The organism is Pseudomonas sp. GW821-FHT09C09 (assembly GCF_059418105.1).
This window is the reverse complement of sequence record NZ_JBWKPF010000002.1, coordinates 1-19,258: the sequence shown is the minus strand read 5'-3', so window position 1 is coordinate 19,258 and position 19,258 is coordinate 1. Positions and strand designations below refer to the sequence as shown.

General features: G+C 59.7%; 15 protein-coding genes and 1 pseudogene. 2 read left to right on the top strand and 14 right to left on the bottom strand.

Annotated features, from left to right (window positions below; genetic code table 11):
* Positions 1-49 precede the first annotated feature (49 nt).
* Positions 50-1,081, top strand: a complete 1,032-nt coding sequence (ahr, locus tag AC07NR_RS05105; protein WP_495077957.1) for an NADPH-dependent aldehyde reductase Ahr — start codon at positions 50-52, stop codon at positions 1,079-1,081.
* A 190-nt stretch (positions 1,082-1,271) separates the two neighbouring features.
* Entirely contained in the window at positions 1,272-1,733 is a 462-nt protein-coding gene (locus AC07NR_RS05100) for a DUF3574 domain-containing protein (protein WP_495077956.1), read from the top strand.
* On the opposite strand, the gene AC07NR_RS05095 is transcribed toward AC07NR_RS05100, so the two are convergent.
* The 14 genes and pseudogenes from AC07NR_RS05095 to AC07NR_RS05030 form a co-directional block, all read right to left on the bottom strand.
* Positions 1,730-3,094 carry an APC family permease gene (locus tag AC07NR_RS05095; protein ID WP_495077955.1) on the bottom strand — a complete coding sequence of 455 codons (1,365 nt, stop codon included), beginning with the start codon at positions 3,092-3,094 and terminating at the stop codon, positions 1,730-1,732. The two genes, AC07NR_RS05100 and AC07NR_RS05095, sit on opposite strands and share 4 nt — an antisense overlap.
* A gap of 41 nt (positions 3,095-3,135) precedes the next feature.
* Positions 3,136-5,523, bottom strand: coding sequence for a TonB-dependent receptor plug domain-containing protein (locus tag AC07NR_RS05090; RefSeq protein ID WP_495077954.1), 2,388 nt, complete (start codon positions 5,521-5,523; stop codon positions 3,136-3,138).
* Positions 5,524-5,631: 108 nt separating this feature from the next.
* Entirely contained in the window at positions 5,632-6,687 is a 1,056-nt protein-coding gene (locus tag AC07NR_RS05085; protein ID WP_495077953.1) for a substrate-binding domain-containing protein, read from the bottom strand.
* A gap of 31 nt (positions 6,688-6,718) precedes the next feature.
* Complete coding sequence (locus AC07NR_RS05080) at positions 6,719-7,744, bottom strand: ABC transporter permease (RefSeq protein WP_495077952.1); 1,026 nt, start codon at positions 7,742-7,744, stop codon at positions 6,719-6,721.
* Positions 7,737-9,293 carry a sugar ABC transporter ATP-binding protein gene (locus AC07NR_RS05075; protein ID WP_495077951.1) on the bottom strand — a complete coding sequence of 519 codons (1,557 nt, stop codon included), beginning with the start codon at positions 9,291-9,293 and terminating at the stop codon, positions 7,737-7,739. Before AC07NR_RS05075 ends, AC07NR_RS05080 begins: the two co-directional genes overlap by 8 nt.
* 8 nt (positions 9,294-9,301) lie before the next feature.
* The gene (locus AC07NR_RS05070) at positions 9,302-9,973 is read right to left on the bottom strand and encodes a methionine ABC transporter permease (RefSeq protein WP_495077950.1); all 672 of its coding nucleotides are present in this window, start codon (positions 9,971-9,973) and stop codon (positions 9,302-9,304) included.
* Positions 9,970-10,770, bottom strand: a complete 801-nt coding sequence (locus AC07NR_RS05065) for a methionine ABC transporter ATP-binding protein (protein WP_495077949.1) — start codon at positions 10,768-10,770, stop codon at positions 9,970-9,972. Before AC07NR_RS05065 ends, AC07NR_RS05070 begins: the two co-directional genes overlap by 4 nt.
* A complete protein-coding gene (locus tag AC07NR_RS05060) occupies positions 10,767-11,576 on the bottom strand; it encodes a MetQ/NlpA family ABC transporter substrate-binding protein (RefSeq protein WP_495077948.1) in 810 nt (269 codons plus the stop codon). Before AC07NR_RS05060 ends, AC07NR_RS05065 begins: the two co-directional genes overlap by 4 nt.
* A gap of 27 nt (positions 11,577-11,603) precedes the next feature.
* Positions 11,604-12,656, bottom strand: a complete 1,053-nt coding sequence (locus AC07NR_RS05055) for an isopenicillin N synthase family dioxygenase (RefSeq protein WP_423205513.1) — start codon at positions 12,654-12,656, stop codon at positions 11,604-11,606.
* Between the two features lie 248 nt (positions 12,657-12,904).
* The gene (locus AC07NR_RS05050; RefSeq protein WP_495077947.1) at positions 12,905-13,300 is read right to left on the bottom strand and encodes a hypothetical protein; all 396 of its coding nucleotides are present in this window, start codon (positions 13,298-13,300) and stop codon (positions 12,905-12,907) included.
* Positions 13,301-13,436: 136 nt separating this feature from the next.
* Entirely contained in the window at positions 13,437-13,700 is a 264-nt protein-coding gene (locus AC07NR_RS05045; protein ID WP_305837924.1) for a PAAR domain-containing protein, read from the bottom strand.
* Positions 13,701-13,767: 67 nt separating this feature from the next.
* Entirely contained in the window at positions 13,768-14,100 is a 333-nt protein-coding gene (locus tag AC07NR_RS05040; protein ID WP_134826548.1) for a hypothetical protein, read from the bottom strand.
* On the bottom strand, positions 14,097-18,749 hold the full coding sequence (locus AC07NR_RS05035; RefSeq protein ID WP_495077946.1) for an RHS repeat-associated core domain-containing protein: 4,653 nt from the start codon (positions 18,747-18,749) through the stop codon (positions 14,097-14,099). Before AC07NR_RS05035 ends, AC07NR_RS05040 begins: the two co-directional genes overlap by 4 nt.
* Positions 18,746-19,258 (bottom strand): annotated as a pseudogene (locus tag AC07NR_RS05030) (type VI secretion system Vgr family protein); the annotation flags it as partial. The pseudogene AC07NR_RS05030 and the gene AC07NR_RS05035, both read right to left, overlap by 4 nt.

Here is a 19,258-nt window from a genome sequence, read left to right as displayed (position 1 = left end):
CGCTAGACTCTTCAGGCTGCGCCCGCAGCGCCAGACCTGGAGGTGTCCGATGAGCAATAACACCGAACCCACTACATTTACCGGTTGGGCCGCCACCTCGGCCGGCGCTCCGCTGGAGCGTTACAGTTACGATCCCGGCCCGCTCGGGGATGAAGAAGTCGAAGTCGCCGTGGAATACTGCGGCGTCTGTCACTCCGACCAGTCGCTGATCGACAACGATTGGGGCATCAGCCAATACCCGTTCATTCCCGGCCACGAAGTGGTTGGCCGCATCGTGCGTGCAGGCCCGCAGGTTCGCGGACTGGAAGTCGGCCAGCGGGTAGGCATCGGCTGGTACAAGGGCAGCTGCATGCACTGCTCTTCCTGCATCGGCGGCTCCCATCACCTTTGCGCCACCGCCAAACCCACGATCATCGGCAGCCACGGCGGATTCGCTGATCGACTGCGCACTCACTGGGCCTGGGCGCTGAAACTCCCGGACAATCTCGATCCCGCGCTGGCCGGCCCATTGTTCTGCGCCGGTTCCACGGTGTTCAACCCGCTGGTGGAGTTCGGCATCAAACCCACGGATCGGGTCGGAGTCGTCGGCATCGGCGGCCTCGGTCACCTGGCGCTGCGCTTTCTCAATGCGTGGGGCTGCGACGTCACGGCGTTCACCTCGTCGCTGAGCAAACAGGACGAAGCCAAACGCCTTGGTGCGCACAAGGTCGTCGCCTCCACCGACAGCGATGCGCTGAAGGCGATTGCCGGCACGCTGGATTTCCTGCTGATCACCGCCAATGCCAACCTCGACTGGACAGCCATGCTCGCCACCCTGCGCGGCAAGGGGCGGCTGCACTTCGTCGGCATCGTGCCCGATGCGATTCCGGTGCACGTGTTCAACCTCATCCCGCAGCAGAAATCCCTGTCAGCCTCCCCGGTCGGCTCGCCTGCCACGGCGGCGACCATGCTGGAATTCTGCGCACGGCATCAGATCCTGCCGCAGGTCGAAGAATTTCCGATGAGCAAGGTCAACGAAGCGGTCGACCATCTGCGCAGTGGCAAGGCGCGGTATCGGATTGTGTTGAACGCCAGCAAATGAATGAAAGGCGCATGAGTTAACCGCTCATGCGCCTTTTTTGTGCCCGGAGAAAACGCTGTTTCATGGTTTTCTCGCTTATCTCCTTATTCCGTAAATCAAGCAGACGGCCATTTTTTAATCTTTTATCGCTATTACTGATGCCCCTTATGATGGCTCTCGCCTGCACTCAACTCATAAAAAAGGACGTTCCATGCAAAAAAGCCTGTTGATGGCCGCAATGTTTTTGGCAGTCGCCGGTTGTGCCAGCCCTCCTCCCGTTTCCGTGCATACCAAAGATCCCGCCAGTTCAACCCTGCAAGGCGATGCCACGCGCCCGGCCCAGGCGCAGTGGGTGCGCACCGAGTTGTATTTCTCGGTGGGGTCGATCGATGGCAAGGAAGGTGTGGTGAGCCCCGCGCGCTGGCGCGAGTTTCTCGATCAGGAAGTGACGTCGCGGTTCCCGGACGGTTTCACCGTGCTGGACGCCTACGGGCAGTGGAAGGACCATGACGCGAAAGTGCCTGAGCGGCTGGCGACCAAGGTGATTGTGATCCTGCACGAAAGCGGGCCGAAGCGTGAGAGCGATATTGAGGCGATTCGTTTGGCGTACAAGCGCATCACGGGGGATTTGTCGGTGTTGCGTTTGTCTCAGCCGGCCCAGGTATCGTTCTAATCCGCTGTCTGCTGCAGAGCTTGCCGAGGTGTCGACACCAGGCGGCTCAACCCCGCCAGCACCAGCGCCCCCACCAGCAACACCCCAATCCCCAAAAAAGCCCCCAACCCCACCACCGTCACGCTCGAATACAGCATGTAAGCGCACAACCCAAAAAACAGCAGCGGCAAAATCGGATAAAGCGGTACCCTGACCGGCCGCGGCACTTCGGGAAATCGCCTGCGCAGCACAATCAACGCCAGACTGCTCAAACTCAGGAACAACCAGTACACCGGCGTCAGGTACTCAACCATGGTGTTGAAACCGCTCTGGGTAAAACTGCCGAACAACACCAGCAACAACGCCACCGCGCCTTCGGCCAGCAAGGCCTTGCGCGGGACGCCATCGCGCTCGTCCCACTCGCCGAAGCGACGCAGTTGCGGCACGTCCCGGGCGGCGGCGTAAGTGGTACGGGCGCCCACCAGCAGGGTCGAATTGATGGTGGCGATGGCGGCGATGCCGACCATCAGCAGGATCAGCATCACCCCCGGCGCACCGAAAGCGCGATTCAATAACTCCACGGCGGGCGCATTGCTCGCCGCCAGGCCTGCGAACCCCAGCCCTTGGACGAACGCCCAATTCAGCGCCAGATAGATCGCCATCAACACCGTCAGCGCACCGAGCATGGCGACGAATATTCCGCGCCGCCCATCGCGCACTTCGGCGGACAACGTCGCCGCATCGCTCCAGCCGCCGAAGGCCAGAAACACGAAAATCATCGCGGCGGAAAACCCTGCCGCGCCGGTGTGTTCGGGCACGACGGGATCGCTGGGCAGCGTCGGTTCGATCCCTTGCCACGCCAGCCAGACCCCGGCGCTGGCAATGCTCAGGAACCCGAGAGCAAGCAGCCCGACCAGCACGGTCTGTGTGATGAAACCGATGTGCTTGCCCGTCAGATTCAGCAACACCAATCCCGCAATGATCGCGCCGGCAAACAGCCCCGATCCGTACTGTCCCAGCGGAAAAACCGCGTTGAAATAATCGGCAAACATGAACGCCGACAACGCGATCCACCCGGTGTGCATCACCGAGAAGCGCGACCAGGCGAACAGAAAACCCATGCGCTCGCCGTAGGCGGTGCGCAGAAAATGATAGTCACCGCCCGAGTGCGGAAACGCGGTGGCCATTTCGGCAAAGCACAGGGCCCCGGCCATCGACGCCAGTCCGCCGAGAACCCAGACCCAATAGAAATGTTCCGGCCCGACGTTCAACGCAACGGTCGGCGCGGTTCTGAGAATATCGGTAGTGATGACCATGCCTAGGGTGATCAGCAACGCCTGGAATACCGGCAAATGGCGTTGAGGGCCGTTGGTTTTACTCATGCGTGATCCTGCAGAAGGTCCGCCATCCATGGCGGCAAATCTCAGAAGCCGTAAGTGGCGCGGGCGTAGTAGTAAGCGCCGTTGGTGCCGATCGGCGACAGCACGTCATACGGCAGGTTGCCGCCGTAGTTGATGGCCGAGCCGGAGCGCTCCGGGTAGTTGTCGGTCAGGTTGTTGCCGCCCAGGGCGATGTTGAATTTCGGGGTGAATTTGTAGGTCACCTCGGCGTCCAGTTGCCACACCGCGCCATAGGTTTGTTCGGGCTGCGAGTCGCCGAAATCGAACACCCGGGTGGTCTCGCCCTGTCGGGTCAGGCGCCCGAGCAAGCCCCAGTGTTCGCTGACCCAGTTGGCGGAAAACACGAAGCGATCCTTGGGTGCCGCATCGGTCAGGGTGTTGGTTTCCTCGACGCCCACCAGCGCATCGTTGCCGATCCCCAGCGCAGTCAGCTGCGACGGCGTGCCCTTGGTGCTGGTGACCTTGGTGTGGTTGTAAGTGTACGCGGTGGTCAGCCCCAGTTGCCCTTCGTAGAACGGCTGATGGTAGTTGAGCACCAGTTCCGCACCGTGGGTGCTGGTGTCGGCGGCGTTGGTGAAGAAGTTCACGTCGTGCACGCCCGGCACGCCGAAATTGTCATTGATGTAGCTTTCCAGTGCGTCGCTGCCGATGCGCTGGGACAGCGTGATGCGATCCTTGACGTCGATGCGGAACACATCAAGGGAGGCGTCAAAGCGATCGTTCAACTGGAAGGTCAGGCCGAGGCTGTAGTTGTTCGAGGTTTCCGGATCGAGCTTCTGCGCACCCAGTGCCCGGGCAATCGGGTCGTTGACCGACAGCACACGAATGTCGGTGAGCGTGCCGCCCTCGCCGAAGTTGCTGGTGGTGTTCTGGAAGCCGCTCTGCGCCAGCGAAGGTGCACGGAAGTTGTTCGACACCGCGCCACGCACTGCCCACTGCTCGGTCAATTTGTAGCGGCCACTGAGTTTGCCGGTGAGTTTGCTGCCGGCATCGTCGTAATGCTCCCAGCGGGTGGCGGCATCGACGAAGAACCGGTCGGTGAGATCACCGGACAATTCGGCGTAAGTGCCGAACACATTGCGGTCCAGATCCGACTCTTCGCTCGGACGCAAACCGTTGGCGCCGTCAGCCCCGGAACCGATGTAAGAGGCCTCGTCACCGGCGAACGTCAGGTAATTCTCGTAGCGATATTCGCCACCCAGCGCCAGTACGAACGAGCGGCCGCCGAGGCGAAGTTCGCGACTGAAATCGAGGTTGGCTGTGGTCTGGCGCAGCTCGTAATCGCCAGTGTCAAAACGGGTCGGCGAGTCCGCACCGAGGCTGACGTTGAGGGTGCGACGGGTAGCCGATTCGAAGCGGTTGCGGCCATGGGTCAGGCTGCTGTCGAAGTCCCAATCGTCGCCGATCAGGCCCTTGAAACCGGCGGTGGCGGAAATGTCGGTGTTGTCGCCCAGGGATTGCGGCAGGTAGCCGTCGGGATAGAACTGCGGCTGCTCCGACGGATAACGGTAGAACTCGGCGCCGGTGGTATGGCGCTGGTTGTAGGTGCCAAAGCTGTAGGCCTTGCCGCCGGCCAGCGGCAGCTCACTGTTGAACCACAGGTTCACGTCCCGCGCCAGGCCATCGCCCATCACATAGTTGCGCTGGCCCGGCGTGTCGGCAAAACCATCGAAACCGGCGCGGTTGGTCGGGTTGCGATTCTTGTACTCGGTGCCGCCACGAATGAATCCGCCCTCCTCGCCAAGTCGGGTGCCGATCTTGGCGGTGGTCACGCTGTTCTGGCCGTCGGTGGTGGTTTTGCCGATGGCGTCCTGATGGGTGTGATACGCGCCATAGCTGGTGGACACTTCGCCGCCCTCTGGGGCGTCGTCGAGGATGATGTTGATCACCCCGGCAATCGCATCGGAACCGTACTGCGCACCGGCGCCGTCACGCAGCACTTCGATGCGTTTGATGGCGCTGATCGGGATCGAGTTGAAGTCCACCGGCGCCGTGCCACGGCCGATTTTCGACGAGTCGTTGACCACCGCCGAGGTGTGCCGGCGCTTGCCGTTGACCAGTACCAGCACCTGATCCGGGCTCATGCCCCGCAGTTGTGCGGCGCGCACATGGTCGGCACCGCCGGAGTTGGACTGGCGCGGCAGGCTGAACGACGGCAGCAGCGTCTGCAGCGCCGCGCCCAGTTCGCCGTCGGCGGCACCGGCGGACTTGAGGTCTTCGGCGGTCAGCACATCCACTGGCACCGGCGAATCCAGTACCGTGCGCGCCGTGCCCCGGGTGCCGGTGACCAGCACGGTGCCCAACCGTGTGTCATCGTCGATGTGGGTGGAAGTGTCCTCGGCTTGTGCGGGAAGTTGCCAGATCGCACTGACAACAGCGACAGCCAGTAATGAACGGGAACGGTGAATCATGTGACAGCTCCTTTTATCGCAGCTAATACCCGTCCGCTGCCGACAAAAAAGGAGTCGTCAGTCAGTGCACGGCAAATGTCTGCTGTAGTTTTTTGGGTGTTGGGATTTTCAGTTCGCCACAGGAATCCACGGCGCCCGCGCGACATTGGCGGTATCACCGAAGGACGGCAGTTTCTGCCCCAGATCGCGGACGTTTTTCACATCCAGATCCAGCAACTGCTGGCGGGTAATCAAGGTCGGCGGCACCAGCACCTTGTGCCCCGGATTCTCGCCGGCGATCAGCAACGCCAGACTGCGCATACTGATCGCGCCGGCCACTTGCGGATTGACCGCCGCCGTCGCCGCCCAGGCGCTGTCGGGTTCTTTCATGATCTGGATGTCGGCGGTGGATATGTCGGCGCTGTAGATCTTCACCTTGCTGCTCAGGCCCGCCTCGTCGACGGCAATTTTCGCGCCTTTGGCGAACTCATCGAACGGCGCGAAGATCACGCTGATCCCCGGATTGGCGCGCAACACGGCGCTGGCCTGATCGGCCACGGAGTTGGCAATCGGCGGATTGAGCGTGCCGAACCGCGCCTTCTCGATAATCCCCGGATTGCTCTTTTTGACCTGGCTCCAGATCTCGTCGCGACGCTCCATCGGTGTGAAACCGCTGATGTAGACGTAGCCGGCGTCGAAGCGGTTGCCGTTGTCCTTCACCGCTTGATCGAGTGCCAGACGCGCCAGTGCGTGGTGGTCCTGCTCGACCTGAGTCACCTGCGGTGTGTTCAGATCGACGTCGAAGGCAACGACCTTGATGCCTTTGGCGAGCGCACGGTCAATCGGCCCCTTGAGGGTTTCGGCCAGACCCAGTTGCACGATGATCCCGTCCACTCCGAGGTCGGCCGCCTGATCGATCATTTCGCCCTGACTGGCCGCCTGTTGCCGGGCATCGAATACCCGCAGATTGGCGCCCAGTGCTTCGGTCTGTTTCTCGACGCCGCGCAGGTAGGCTTCGGGGAAATCCCCGGAGAACAGATACCCCACCAGCGCAATTTGTACCTGACCTTTATCGAACGGTGCCGGGGCACCGGGCAAGGCCTTGGCTTGGGCATTCAGCGCCAGAACCGAAAGCAAGGCGCCGGTGAGGCAATGACGTGCGAACTGCTTGATTGAACCGTGCATGGATCGTTCCTTGAAGCATCAATGAACCGGCTCAACGCGCCCGATGCGCGAGGCCGAAGGTGAACATCAGGGCCAGCACCAGCACCAGTCCCTTGACGAAATCCTGCGCGTAGTAAGGCGCGTTGAGCATGGTCAGGCCGTTGAGCAACGAGGCCACCAGCAGCGCACCGACCAGCGTGCCGAAGGCGTTGGGCTTCTTCGCCCCGAGCACGGCGAAACCGATCAGTGCAGCGCCCAGCGCATCGAGCACCAGACCGTTGCCGGAGCTGACATCGCCGCGCCCCAACCGCGCCGCCAACAGCACTCCGCCGAGCGAGGCCAGCAACGCCGACAGCACGTAAGCAAGCAGTTTGAAGCGCTGCACCGGCGCACCGGCCAGGCGCGCCGCCTGCTCGTTACCGCCAATCGCATAGAACAACCGGCCGATGCGTGTGCGTTCGAGAAACAGCCACACCGCCAGCGCGACAACCGCCGTGATCAACACCGGAATCGGCACGACGTCCCACAACCGTCCACGTCCAAGGGCGAGAAACAGCGCACTGAACGCGCCTTCGGTTTCGTCGCCATTGGGCAGGGTCATGCCCACCGCAATCGAGCGCCCGCCCGTGGGAATCAGTTGCACGCCGATCACCAGAAACATGCTGCCCAGCGTCGCGAGAATGTCCGGCACGCGCATCTTCACGATCAGCCAGCCGTTGAGCAGCCCGACCAGCGCGCCGCCGGCCAGACTGATCAGCACCGCCGGCAGCGCTCCCCAGCCGAGCACCACCATCACGTAACTGGCGATCATCAGGCTCATGGCCGCTACCGCACCAATGGACAAATCCAGCCCGCCGACGGCCATGGTCAGCGTCACGCCCAATGCCAGCAGCGCGACGATCGACACCGACTGCAGGATGCTGAACAGATTGCCGACCCGCAGAAACGCCGGCTCCGCCACACTGAAAAACACCACGATCAACGCCAGCACCCACAACAGGCCGTAGCGGATCAGCGCTTGCACGAAGCGCTCGGCAGTGGCCGGGGCGGATGTCAACAGGGAACTCGAATCAGGCACTCGCTCTACTCCTTGGCGCGGCTTGAACAAAAGAATTCTGCGGATCGTCGCCGGCCAGCGCAGCTACCAGAACGGCGCGATCCAGACCGGCACGCGGGTAGTCGGCGACCACCGCGTGATCACGTACCAGCAGAATCCGGTCGGCGATTTCCAGGGCTTCATCGACATCCGCACAGATCACCAGCGTGGCGCGGCCATCGGCGCTGTCGCGCAGCAGTTGGCCGATCTCGCGTCGGGCACGTACATCGACGCCCTGAAAAGGCTCGTCGAGGATCAGCACCCGGCCCTCGCCGAGCAGCCAGCGACCGAGCACGACTTTCTGCTGATTGCCGCCGGACAGCGCACTCATCGGCACATCGATACCGGCAGTCTTGATCCCCAGCGCCGCGACCTGCGCCTCCACCGCTGCCGCTTCGGCGCGGTTGCGGATGAAACCGCCACGGGTGAAGCGTTCGAGAAACGGCAAGGTCAGGGTTCGGCGCAATGAAAAATCCGGCACCAGCGATTGACTGGCCCGGTCTTCGGCAGCGAAGAACACGCCGCTCTGGATCGACTGCCGCGGCGAGCCCGGTTGCCAGTCGGCGCCGTCCAGTTGCAATGATCCGGACAAGGGTTGGCGCAGGCCGAACAGCACTTCGGCGATCTCGCTTTTGCCGGCGCCGAGCAGCCCGGTCAGTACTACGACTTCGCCTTCGTGCAAGGTCAGGTCAAACGCTTGCGTGCGTGGCAGCAGTTTCACTTCGCGCAGCTTCAGCACTTCGCGCCCTGTGGCTCGCGGCGTGTAGACGTGCGCCTCCAGCGCCTGACCAAGCATGGCTTCCAGCGCTTGAGGCAGTTGCCGGGCACTGAATTCGCCGGCCAGTTGCCCGTCACGCAGGACGATGGCTCGATCCGCCACCCGTTGCAGATCCGACAGACGATGGGAGATATAAATGATCGCCACGCCCCGGCTGCGCAGCGTGTCGATCAGACCGAACAAGCGTTGTGCTTCGGCGTCCGACAGCGCCGCCGTGGGCTCATCGAGAATCAGCAACCGTGGCTGCAGAGCGAAGGCGCGGGCCAGCACCACCAGTTGCCGTTCGGCCTGGCCCAAATGTTCGATTGGTTGCTCCAGCGGCAACTCCAGCCCGAGGCCGGCGGCAATGCTCGCGGCACGTTCCAGCAGGCGTTTGCGGTTGAGCCAGAAGTCGCCGTCCGGGCGGCACAACTCGTCGAGCAGCAGGTTTTCCGCCACGCTCAAACCGGGTGCGATGCCCTCGTTGATCTGCTGATGAACCGCGACGATGCCGACCCGCCGAGCGGATAGCGGCGAGTTGAATTGCCGAGGCTGACCGTCGACCTGAATCTCGCCGCTGTCGGCCGACTGGCTACCGGCAAGGATCTTCACCAGCGTCGATTTACCCGCACCGTTGGCGCCGAGCAACGCCACCACTTCGGCGGGAAAAATCTCCAGGCTGACCCGATCCAGCGCACGGTTCGAGCCGAAGGTCTTGCTCAGCTCACGGACACGAATCAGCGGCTCGGAGGCCACGGCGACAGGTGCACTCATAAGATTCCTTAACGTCGATGAGCCAGCGAACGAACCAGCCGATCACCCAGGCTCTGCACGCCCTGAACGAGGATGACCAGCACCACGACCGTGGCGACCATCACTTCATTGTTGAACCGTTGATAGCCGTAGCGGATCGCCAGATCGCCCAGTCCCCCGCCACCGATCACTCCAGCCATGGAGGAAAAACCGATCAGCATCACCAGCGTCAGGGTGATGCCCGCCAGCAAGGCCGGCAGCGCTTCGGGCAGCAGCACTTTGAAAATCACATGACGGATGTCGCCGCCCATGGCGAGGATCGCTTCGATGCGGCCCTTTTCGACTTCGTCCAGGGCGTTCTCGACGATCCGCGCAAAAAACGGAAAGGCGCCGATGGTGATCGGCACCACGGCGGCGGTGCTGCCCAACGTGGTGCCAACCACCAGACGGGTCAGCGGGATCAGGGCAATCAGCATCACCACAAACGGCAGCGAACGACCGAGGTTGATGATCGCGCCCAGTGCCTGATTGATCCGGGGCAACGGGTACAAACCCTGACGGCGGCTGATGAACAGCAGCACCCCCAGCGGCAGGCCGATCAACAGGGTGAACAGCCCGGCGAGCAGCACCATGTACAGGGTTTCGCCGGTGGCGTTGAGCACCAGTTGCAGGATTTCATTCCAGTCGATCACGCGGTTCATGAGTGGGCCGCCCGTACGCCGTATTGCCTTAGAAAACTCAAACCGGGCGCGTCGTGCCCCAGCGGCAAACCGCAACTGGGCCGCAGTGATGCGCCGAGTGAGGACTGTGGGTCGGCGAGCAGTCTGGCGACCGGTCCCGCCTCAACCAGCCTTCCGTTGGCCATGGACGCGGCGTGATCGCAGATCGACTTGACCACGTCCAGCTCGTGGGTGATCAGGACGATGGTCAAACCGAGTTGCCGGTTGATGTCACGCAACAGTTCCAGAATCGATGCGGTGGTTTCCGGGTCGAGGGCGCTGGTGGCTTCGTCCGAAAGCAGATACGCCGGCCGTGCCGCCAAGGCCCGGGCGATGCCCACTCGCTGCTTCTGCCCACCGGACAGTTGCGACGGAAAGGCTTCGGCCTTGTCGCTCAGGCCCACCAGCTCCAGCAGTTCCCGAACCCGTTCGTGGCGCTGTGATTTGGCGACCTTGGCGATTTCCAGCGGCACCGCGACGTTGTCGAACACATTGCGCGAATGCAGCAGGTTGAAACCCTGGAAGATCATGCCGATGCGCTGACGCTGACGACGCAGTTCCTGATCGGACAGCGCGGTGAGGTCTTCGCCATCCAGCAAAATCCGCCCGGCGTCCGGACGTTCGAGCAGATTGAGGCAACGCAGCAGCGTCGATTTGCCCGCGCCGCTGCGCCCGAGAATCCCGTAGATCGCGCCATCGGGAATGCTCAGCGATACCTGGTCCAGCGCCGGGGTCGATGCTGACGGATAGGTCTTGCTCAACTGCTCGACGACAATCATGGCCTGGCATCCGCCACCGGGATCACCGAGCCCTTGAAGCTCTCAGCGATGTACTTGGCCACTTGCGGCGAGGTCAGGTCCCTGGCCAGTTGCTGGATGCGCGGATCGTTTTCCAGTTTCGGCGTGGTCACCAGAATATTGGCGTAAGGATTGTGCTCGGCTTTCTCCAGCCCCAGCGCATCCTTGGCCGGCACCAGCCCGGCTTCCAGCGCGTAGTTGCCATTGATCACCGCCAGGTCCACGTCGTCCAGTGCGCGGGGCAGTTGCGGCGATTCGATTTCGAGGATCTTCAAGTGTTTCGGGTTTTCGGCGATGTCCTTGGGCGTTGCCTGATCGGCCGCCGGGTCATTGAAACCGGGCTTGAGCTTGATCAGGCCGTTGTCCTGCAACAGGTACAGCGCGCGGCTCAGGTTGGTGACGTTGTTCGGCACCGCGACGGTGCCCTTGTCCGGCACCTGGGCAAAGGTTTTGTGGCGGTGGGAATAGATGCCCAGCGGTTCGATGTGCACCGTGGCCGCCACCGCAAGCTTTTCGCCGAGGGCCTTTTCCTGGGATTGCAGGTACGGCAGATGCTGGAAGTAATTGGCGTCCACATCGCCGTGTACCAGCAGCTCGTTGGAGTTCACGCCCTGAGGAATTTCGATCACCTTGAGGTTCAGTTGCGGATCGATTTTCTGGATGTAGGCCAGAATCTGCGCGTGGGGCACCGGGTCGGCGGCAACCCGCAACGGCTCGAGCGCTTGAGCACTGAACGAAGTCACCAGCGCGCCGAGGACGGCCAGGGTCAAACCTGCTGTTTTCAACATGGGGAGCATCCTTTAGCGAGTGATGGATCAGGCGTTTGCGGTCTTGCGAGCCGCTGGTTCGGGCAACAAGGCGTCGGCATAGAACCGACGCGCCACATCGGGGTGCGAACGCAGCCGGCCCTTGAGGTAGTTCCAGCCGACATCGCGGAACAGCGGATTGAGCGGATCGCTCGCCGGGCCTCGCGCTTCGCGCAGCAACACCGCCGGCAGCGGGTACAGCGGCACCACCGCGTCGAGTTGCGCGCCAAGGAAAAACGCGATGGACAAGCGCTCGCTACCCGCCGGCGGCGAGACCACGCGATGCACCGTGGCGCGCAGATAGCCGTTGGTGGCCAGCTCCAGCAGCTCGCCGATATTCACCACCAGGGTGTTGTCCCGTGGCAACGCGTCGATCCAGCGTCCCTCTTCGATTTCCACTTGCAGACCGGCGTGCCGGTCTTGCAGCAGGAAGCTGAGGAAACCCGAATCCTTGTGCGCGCCGACGCCCTGATTGCTCGCCGTCGAGGACTGCCCCGGATAGCGCATCAGCTTGATGTGTTCGTTGGGTTTGTCGCCGTACAACCGGTCGAAGGCGTTCTCCGGCAGCGCGAGCGCCTGAGCGAAAGCGCGCAGCAGGCGCAGCGACATATGGGTCATTGCTTGCTGCCAATCGAGCAGCAACGGCTTGAGTTGCGGCAACGCCTGCGGCCATTGGTTAGGCCCTTGCAGACGCGCCCACAGCGGACTGTCGGCCGTCAGCGGCAAGACCTCACGTTCGGCACCCAGATCGAACTGTTCACGCTGATCCGGCTGGCCGCGAGTGATCTCCGAAGCGGCGCGGTTGTAACCGCGAAAATGCGGCGAATTGATCATGCCGACAGCGGCTTTTTCACTGTCGGGCAAGGCGAAAAACTGGCGGGCGTGGTCCTGTACTTGCTTGAGAAGATTGGCGTCGATGCCATGGCCGGTCAGGTAGAAAAAACCCACATCGCGGGCGGCGTGACGCAGGTCATCTAGAAAGGCCTGGCGCTGCTGCGGCGTACCGTCGAGCTGCGACAAGTCGAGGATGGGTAACGCGGTGATGTTTGAGGTATGCGGCATGATTCACTCCCGTGTGAATCAAACCTGAAGAGCCTGTGATCGATTCAGCGTGTGCCGTCATGGCAATCGGGGGTCTGTCGGTTTGATGCTTTTGATTCGTCTGTGAATAAAAACTAAACGATATATAAAACTCCGAACAAATATCTTTTTTGCATTAGCTTAGGCCTGTATATCGGGGGCTCAACTGACCTGAAGACCGACTGCGGCAATCGACTTGCCGTTGCAGCCGGTCCTGAATGGGCTGACGGCTACAGACCGACGCGCTTCAGCCCTTCGCGCATGCCCTGATCCGCTTGCTCGCACCATTGTTTGAGCGTGAGGTTCGGCGGCAGGTTGCTTTCCAGGCTCTTGTATTCCCCATCCGTGAACACTTCGCCTTTACGGCCAGACTGTTCGTTCTTGTCGCCGTCGCGCTTGTCGAAATCACCTGGCATGTTGCCGACGAATGCGGCCATCTTGTTGGCGTTCTCGGTGCTGTCCGCTTTCAGGAATCCCTTGTCGACACAGCTTTTGATCAGGCCTGACACGTTGCGACCGTTGTCGTAAATCCCTTTCAGGGTGGCGGCGTCTTGCCCTTCGGCGTGGGCGAGCGAGTGGGTGCCAAACGCGGCTGCCATGGCAAGAATCAAAGAAGCGGTCTTCATATTTATTCCTTTAAATGTTCGAGCGTTTTGAGCTCTTTTTGAGGTGAAACTTGTTTTGGTTGAAGCGTGTTTTGTTCAAACGACGCGCCGAAAAGGCCGCTTCATGGGAGATGGCAATCAATGCACAGATATGGATTCAACTGACCACGGCCCCTTTGGGTCCACTGGCTATCAACGCTGCACCGCAGGCGGTTTTCATGCCGTCGAGCGCGATGGGCACGCCATCGACGGTGTAGGTGCTGCTGCCCTCGGCAATCGGGAAAACCCCTTTGCACAATGGGCAACTGACCATGTGGCCGACCCCGGCAATCGGCTTGCCGTTGAGATCGGTCCGGGAAAAGGCTTCGAGCACCTTGCCACCGTGGGTGGTGGAGTCACCGAGGCGGATTGCGTCTTTCATGTTGTCATTCCTTTGACCATGGCCTGTCTATTTGCACTGACGCACAATTCAGAAACTCAAGCGTTCTTCAAGCATTGCCCTTGATGCGAAATGCTTCCTTGAGCGGCACCTCTTCATCGTCATCACCATCCTCAAGACATCTATAGTCGCTGTCGCCCAACGCCGAGAGCATGGTTTGGTACAGGCTCAATGATTTGAAATTGACCTGAAGCCACAGAACGCTCTCACTTTCATAGATCACTCGAGCGTCATAATCAGCACTGCTGTTGAGCGACTGATCTTTCAGGTAGAGGTCGCCAGGCTGTTGCGCGCGAACGCATGCATCGCTGTCCTCTATTTCCTTCATTACCTTGCTGGCAGAGGTGGTGTCGTCGAACACCACCTTGTATTCATAACTCATGATCCGTGGGGCCTGTGTCGAACAGTCGGTAGGTCGGCAGGGTTGCGCATGCCGATGTGTGTTTTGTTTGGGTCGGTGGATACCGACCCACGATCGTCCAGCTGATTGCCGGAGGGGTCTTCTTTATGTATATGCGCGTTATTGCCTGACTTGTAAGGGCAAGGATTCTGGTTCCCGTATTTATGAACCCTGACCTCTGACCCATCGGGATGCTTCCACTTCTGATTGATGCCATTATCGTTGGTTTTTGTGAAACCGGCATTGGTCAATGTACTTCCTGCGCGACGGGTGCTCGTTCCCTTCATGCGAGGTAGATCCGAAGAGGCCGAGAGACCCAGCGGATCAACCCAAGTCAATGGATTGAGCACGTATTGATACAGGTTCAAGCCACCGGCGAGGCCAATAGGATCCTTACTGATGAAGCGTCCTGTTTCGGGTTCATAATATCGATAGCGATTTAAATGCAGACCGGTCTCATGATCATGATACTGACCCTGGAATCTTATCGGGTTCTTGATCCCGTGTTGTCGGGCCCATTCTGAACGCTGTTCCGTGGCAACGCCCCAAACCTTGTACTGCGCACTCCAGGCAATCTGTCCCTGAGCATCCGTCAGCTCCTGTGGTGTTCCTAAATGATCGCATTGGTACCAGGCCAACGTATCAAACGGTGTCGCGATGGATTCGTTGTTCCAGACCGGGTCATTTTCCAGACTGTATTCACCATTGAACTCAGGCACTTCAGACAGGTTTATCGATACATGACGTACTGCCTGCGCCAGAGGAACATAGGATTGGGGTTCAAAAACGTAGTGAATCGTCCGACCGGGTGTTCCATCCATTTCATCCGGGCTGCTCTCCCAGGCCAAATTATCACCGTCCCAGCCATAGAGCGTAAAACCGCAACCCTGTTCACGCTGTACGCGACAATATTCATTGCGATTCCACTGAGAACCCGCCTCCGGCCGGCGTTTGAAGTGTGCAACGGATTTTTTGTAAAGGCGCCTGCCCAGCGCGTCATAAGCAAAGTCCACCGCAAGGCGGTTGTCTTCGAAATGCACGAGGCGATCAAACAGGTCCCATTTCATCTGGCTGCGATTGTCGCTTTTCCAGCGCTGAATCATGTTGCCACGATTGTCATACTCGAAATGAGTGCCGGCGTACTCCTGCAACACATTGTCGGCCAGTTTGTTGTGCTGTGGGGTCAGATCCAGCGGCCCGCGCATTTCTGTGGCTTTGTTCTCCAACAGATTGCCCGCCGGATCGAACGCGAAAGTTTCCTCACCATGGCGAGTCATCGCGCTGAGCAACCGCCCGACAGGATCGTAGAGATAGGTGTGAGCACCGCGACGCGAATCATTGATGCCGGAAAGTTGTGCCGCAGCGTCATAATGATAATCACGTTTGAGCAGGGTCGCTTTGTCATCGCTCCGACCGATCAACTGCTCCTGCAGGCGCCCCAACGGATCCCACTTTTGCGATTGCACCAGGCGGTTGCCCTGATGGCGAGCCACCTCTCGATGCATGTCGTCGCGCTCATAGTTGACCAGCTCGTGATCATCAAGCCGCATACCCAACAGGTGACCACTGCCATAAGTCAGCCAGCTGACACGATGCCCGTCGGGACGAAGGGTCGCAACACGTTGATTCAACGCATCGTAGTCGTGCCGCCAGACGGCGACGGCTGGTTTTTCCAATGTAAGATAGTGATGGTGCTCGCGCTGAAGATTGCCGGCTGGGTCATGAAAGAACTGCAGGCGGCTATCGGCGTTTTCGGCCAACACCATCTTGCCGTTACCATCGTAGGCGAATGCCTCACTTTGTACCTGGTCCCCCTGGCTGGCTTGACGCCCTGTCACTCGCCCCATCGGGTCATAGCTGAATGAAACTATTCGCTCGCCGTCGATGATGCGTGCCAGACGCCCGGTTTCGAGATCGTACTGATAGTGAGAGGTACGACCATCGACGCCTGTTTCGGCCAACAGACGTCCAAGCGAATCATATCGAAATACCGTGGAGCGACCATTCTCGTTTTCCAGCCCGGTCAACCGACCCAACGTGTCCCAGCTGTAACGCAGGATCTGTTCAGTTGCGTCAACTCGTTCAATCACCAGACCTGCGGTGCTGTAACGCCAGGTAGTGCAATGGGCGAGGCCATCGGTATGCGCAAGTAACCGGCCTTCTGCGTCACGATCGAATCGCTCTTCGGTACCGTCGGGATGTCTGATCAGTACCAACTGGCCTGCATGGTATTCGTATTCAGTGCTTTCACCGCAGGCGTCCGTGAAACAAACCATCTGCCCACGCGAGTTGTATTCCCAGGCACTCTTCTTGCCAGAGCAGTCGGTGTATTTGACCAATTGTCCAAGGTCATTATATTCAAGGGTTTTTTCGTTTCCGTTGGCATCTTTGATAGCGACTGGTACGCCCGCCGCGTTGTAGGCGTACTCGGTCTTGTTCCCTAGCGGGTCGGTGGTCTCGACGAGATTGCCTTGATCATCAAAGCCGTGTTGCCATTGTCCGCCCTCGGCATCACTGATCTTGGTCAACAGGTCTTGATCGTCGTAAGCGAAATGCACTTCGCTGTTGTCGGCTCGAATATGTTCGAGGAGATTACCTCGCTCATCGTAGCTATAACGATCTGTGCTGCCATTGGCATGCACGTGCCTGATCAGGTTTTTTGCGTCATCCCGGAACAGCCACTCGGAACGCTCATCGGGGTGACGAATACGATAGGTGTAGCCAAGGATGTCGTAGTAGTGCCAGGTCTCGTTTCCGTGGGCATCGGTCACGTAAGTCAGACGAATGTTTTCGTCCCATTCCAGTCGGGTGTCGAAGCTGCCATCATCCGCCCATTCCCGAATGGCCTTGGCATCGGGTCCCTGGCCAAGCCACTCGATGTTCATGCCTCGTTCGGTTCGATCCGTATAGCGTGTGATCAGATGGTGTTGATACTGATAATTCCAGACTGCGCCATTCTCATCTTGAGCCAAAATGAGGTCACCGTTGGTGTCGTATTGATACGCACACAGTTGACGCTCTGGTTGACCCTCGCAAATTTCCCAGAACCCCGCAAGGCGCCCGTGCTCATCCATCATTGTGCCGATATGCGTGAGGACATTCGTAACATCGCCCTGATATGTCATCAGGTCGGACAGCACAGGCGTGTCCCCATGGCGGTGCTCATAATGCAGTTTGATACCCGCACCGCTACGCAAGACAACGCCACTCAACAGATAACGCTGTCCACTTCGAACATAGGACTCTCGTCGCTCGAAGCCACGGCATATCAGCAGCTCAGTTTCATCTACTCGAACCAGCGTGATGTTTTCTATCGCGTCGTAATGAAACTGTCCGACTTTCGGTAAAGGGAAGAAATGACTACGGCCATCTATATCGTGGAACTGCAACCCCTCGTCGACACAGTCCAGACGCGTCGTAAATTCAGTGATCCACCGAGCGCCCATTTCACCTTGATCGTAAGCGTCGAGTCGTGAACTATAGGTACGCACCCACTCGATCGAAAACGGTCCAGGCAAACGAAAGTCAACATGGCTGAGGCTTTCTGACCCCAAAGCGAAGCTGATACTGTTTCCGGTACCTGCCTTGACGCCGTTTTTGCAGCTGTTGCAATTCGCTGATGCCGGTGCCTGACGACTGCTGGCTTCAAGACGACCTTCGCCGGCCTTATGCTTGGCTTGGGTGGTTGCATTTGGCTTGAGGACTGCACTTTGCCCGTGTCCACGACGTTTGCGAAAACTGGTGACAGCGCCGCTCAATACCTGAATCAACCAACCGATTGAATGCCGTGTGCCAGGGTCGGCCAATTTACTCAGCTGGCTTCGCAACTCTGGACCCAGCGCTTTTAACGAAGTGGTGTGTTTGATCACTAACTGCCTGGCTTGCTCCGGAAGAAGGTTCTTCGCCGCACTATTGGCTACGCCTTTTCCAGCTGCTTTATAGGCACTGAATGCTGCACCAAAAATATTACTGATCGCAGCTTTCGGATCATTGAGCAACTGATCGCCTGCGGCGCTCAACTTTTGTCTGGCTGCCTGAACATCACCCTTAGCGTTGAGATTGCCATTGACCGTTGTCTCCAGACCTTTGGCGATTTCGGTAATTGCACTCTGACCCAGTTCGCCCGCATCGTTGAGAATACCCGCAAGCTTGGGTTGGGCCTGCTTTACAAAGTCATCGATGGTACCAACAATTGTGGCGTTCAAATGCCCGACCAACACCTCGATCATCGAATCACCCAACAGCATTTTGGCGCTATTGCGTAACTCCTGACGTACAAGGAACAGCGTCGGGCGCAAACTCATACGAGCTGCAGCCATTGTCGGCGGTGCCGGCAGCACACCGATCAAGTTGATGCCCAGACTGACCCAGTCGAGCACTTCACGTTGCTTGCTTTTGGCCAGAGTTACAATGTCACCCAAGGCATCGACCAGTGCCATGATGTTACCGATGACAGGCAAGGCCCCCGCGACATTCTTGATGCGATCCAAAGTAACCACACCACCACTGATCGATTGCAGCCATGCGTCAAAAACCGCAGCGCCACGTCCTACATCCTTGATGTCAACGGTATTGAGTGGAACGATCGCAACCTGAGGCTCACGTTTCACAACAGCAGTTTCAGTGGTCATGACAGCATCTCACCCGCCGGCAGGCCCGGGGTTTTAATAGAAGTTTTTGGCAGGGTTGGAGCCGGAAGCGTTGGCAACTTGCCCGCCTTGCTCGCCGCCCCGAGAATCCCCGACGCACTCGGCATCGCCGCACTCGCCAGCTTCGGCAACCCGGCCACCCCACCCTGCATCACACCTTTCACTTGCTGCGCGGTTTGCATCGCACCCATCCCTGTCTGTGCCAATTCCTTGCCCTTCTCCAACATGTCCCAGTTCTTGCTCGGCAACGCCTGCGCCACCATCGCCTGCACCTGACTCGGCACGTCTTCCGCGCCCGGTGGACTCAACGGCCATTCCGGCTTGCCGATGTAGCTGCCTTCACTCCAGGTGTCCGCCGGATCCTTGCCGAACAGCACCCGCGCCGGGCCCGGTGCGGCGCCGGCAACACTGGCGAAGCCCTTGGCATCGAGCTTGCCCTTGATGCTTTTGCCCAAGGCATCGATGACTTCGTAATCGCCGTCCTTGATGCC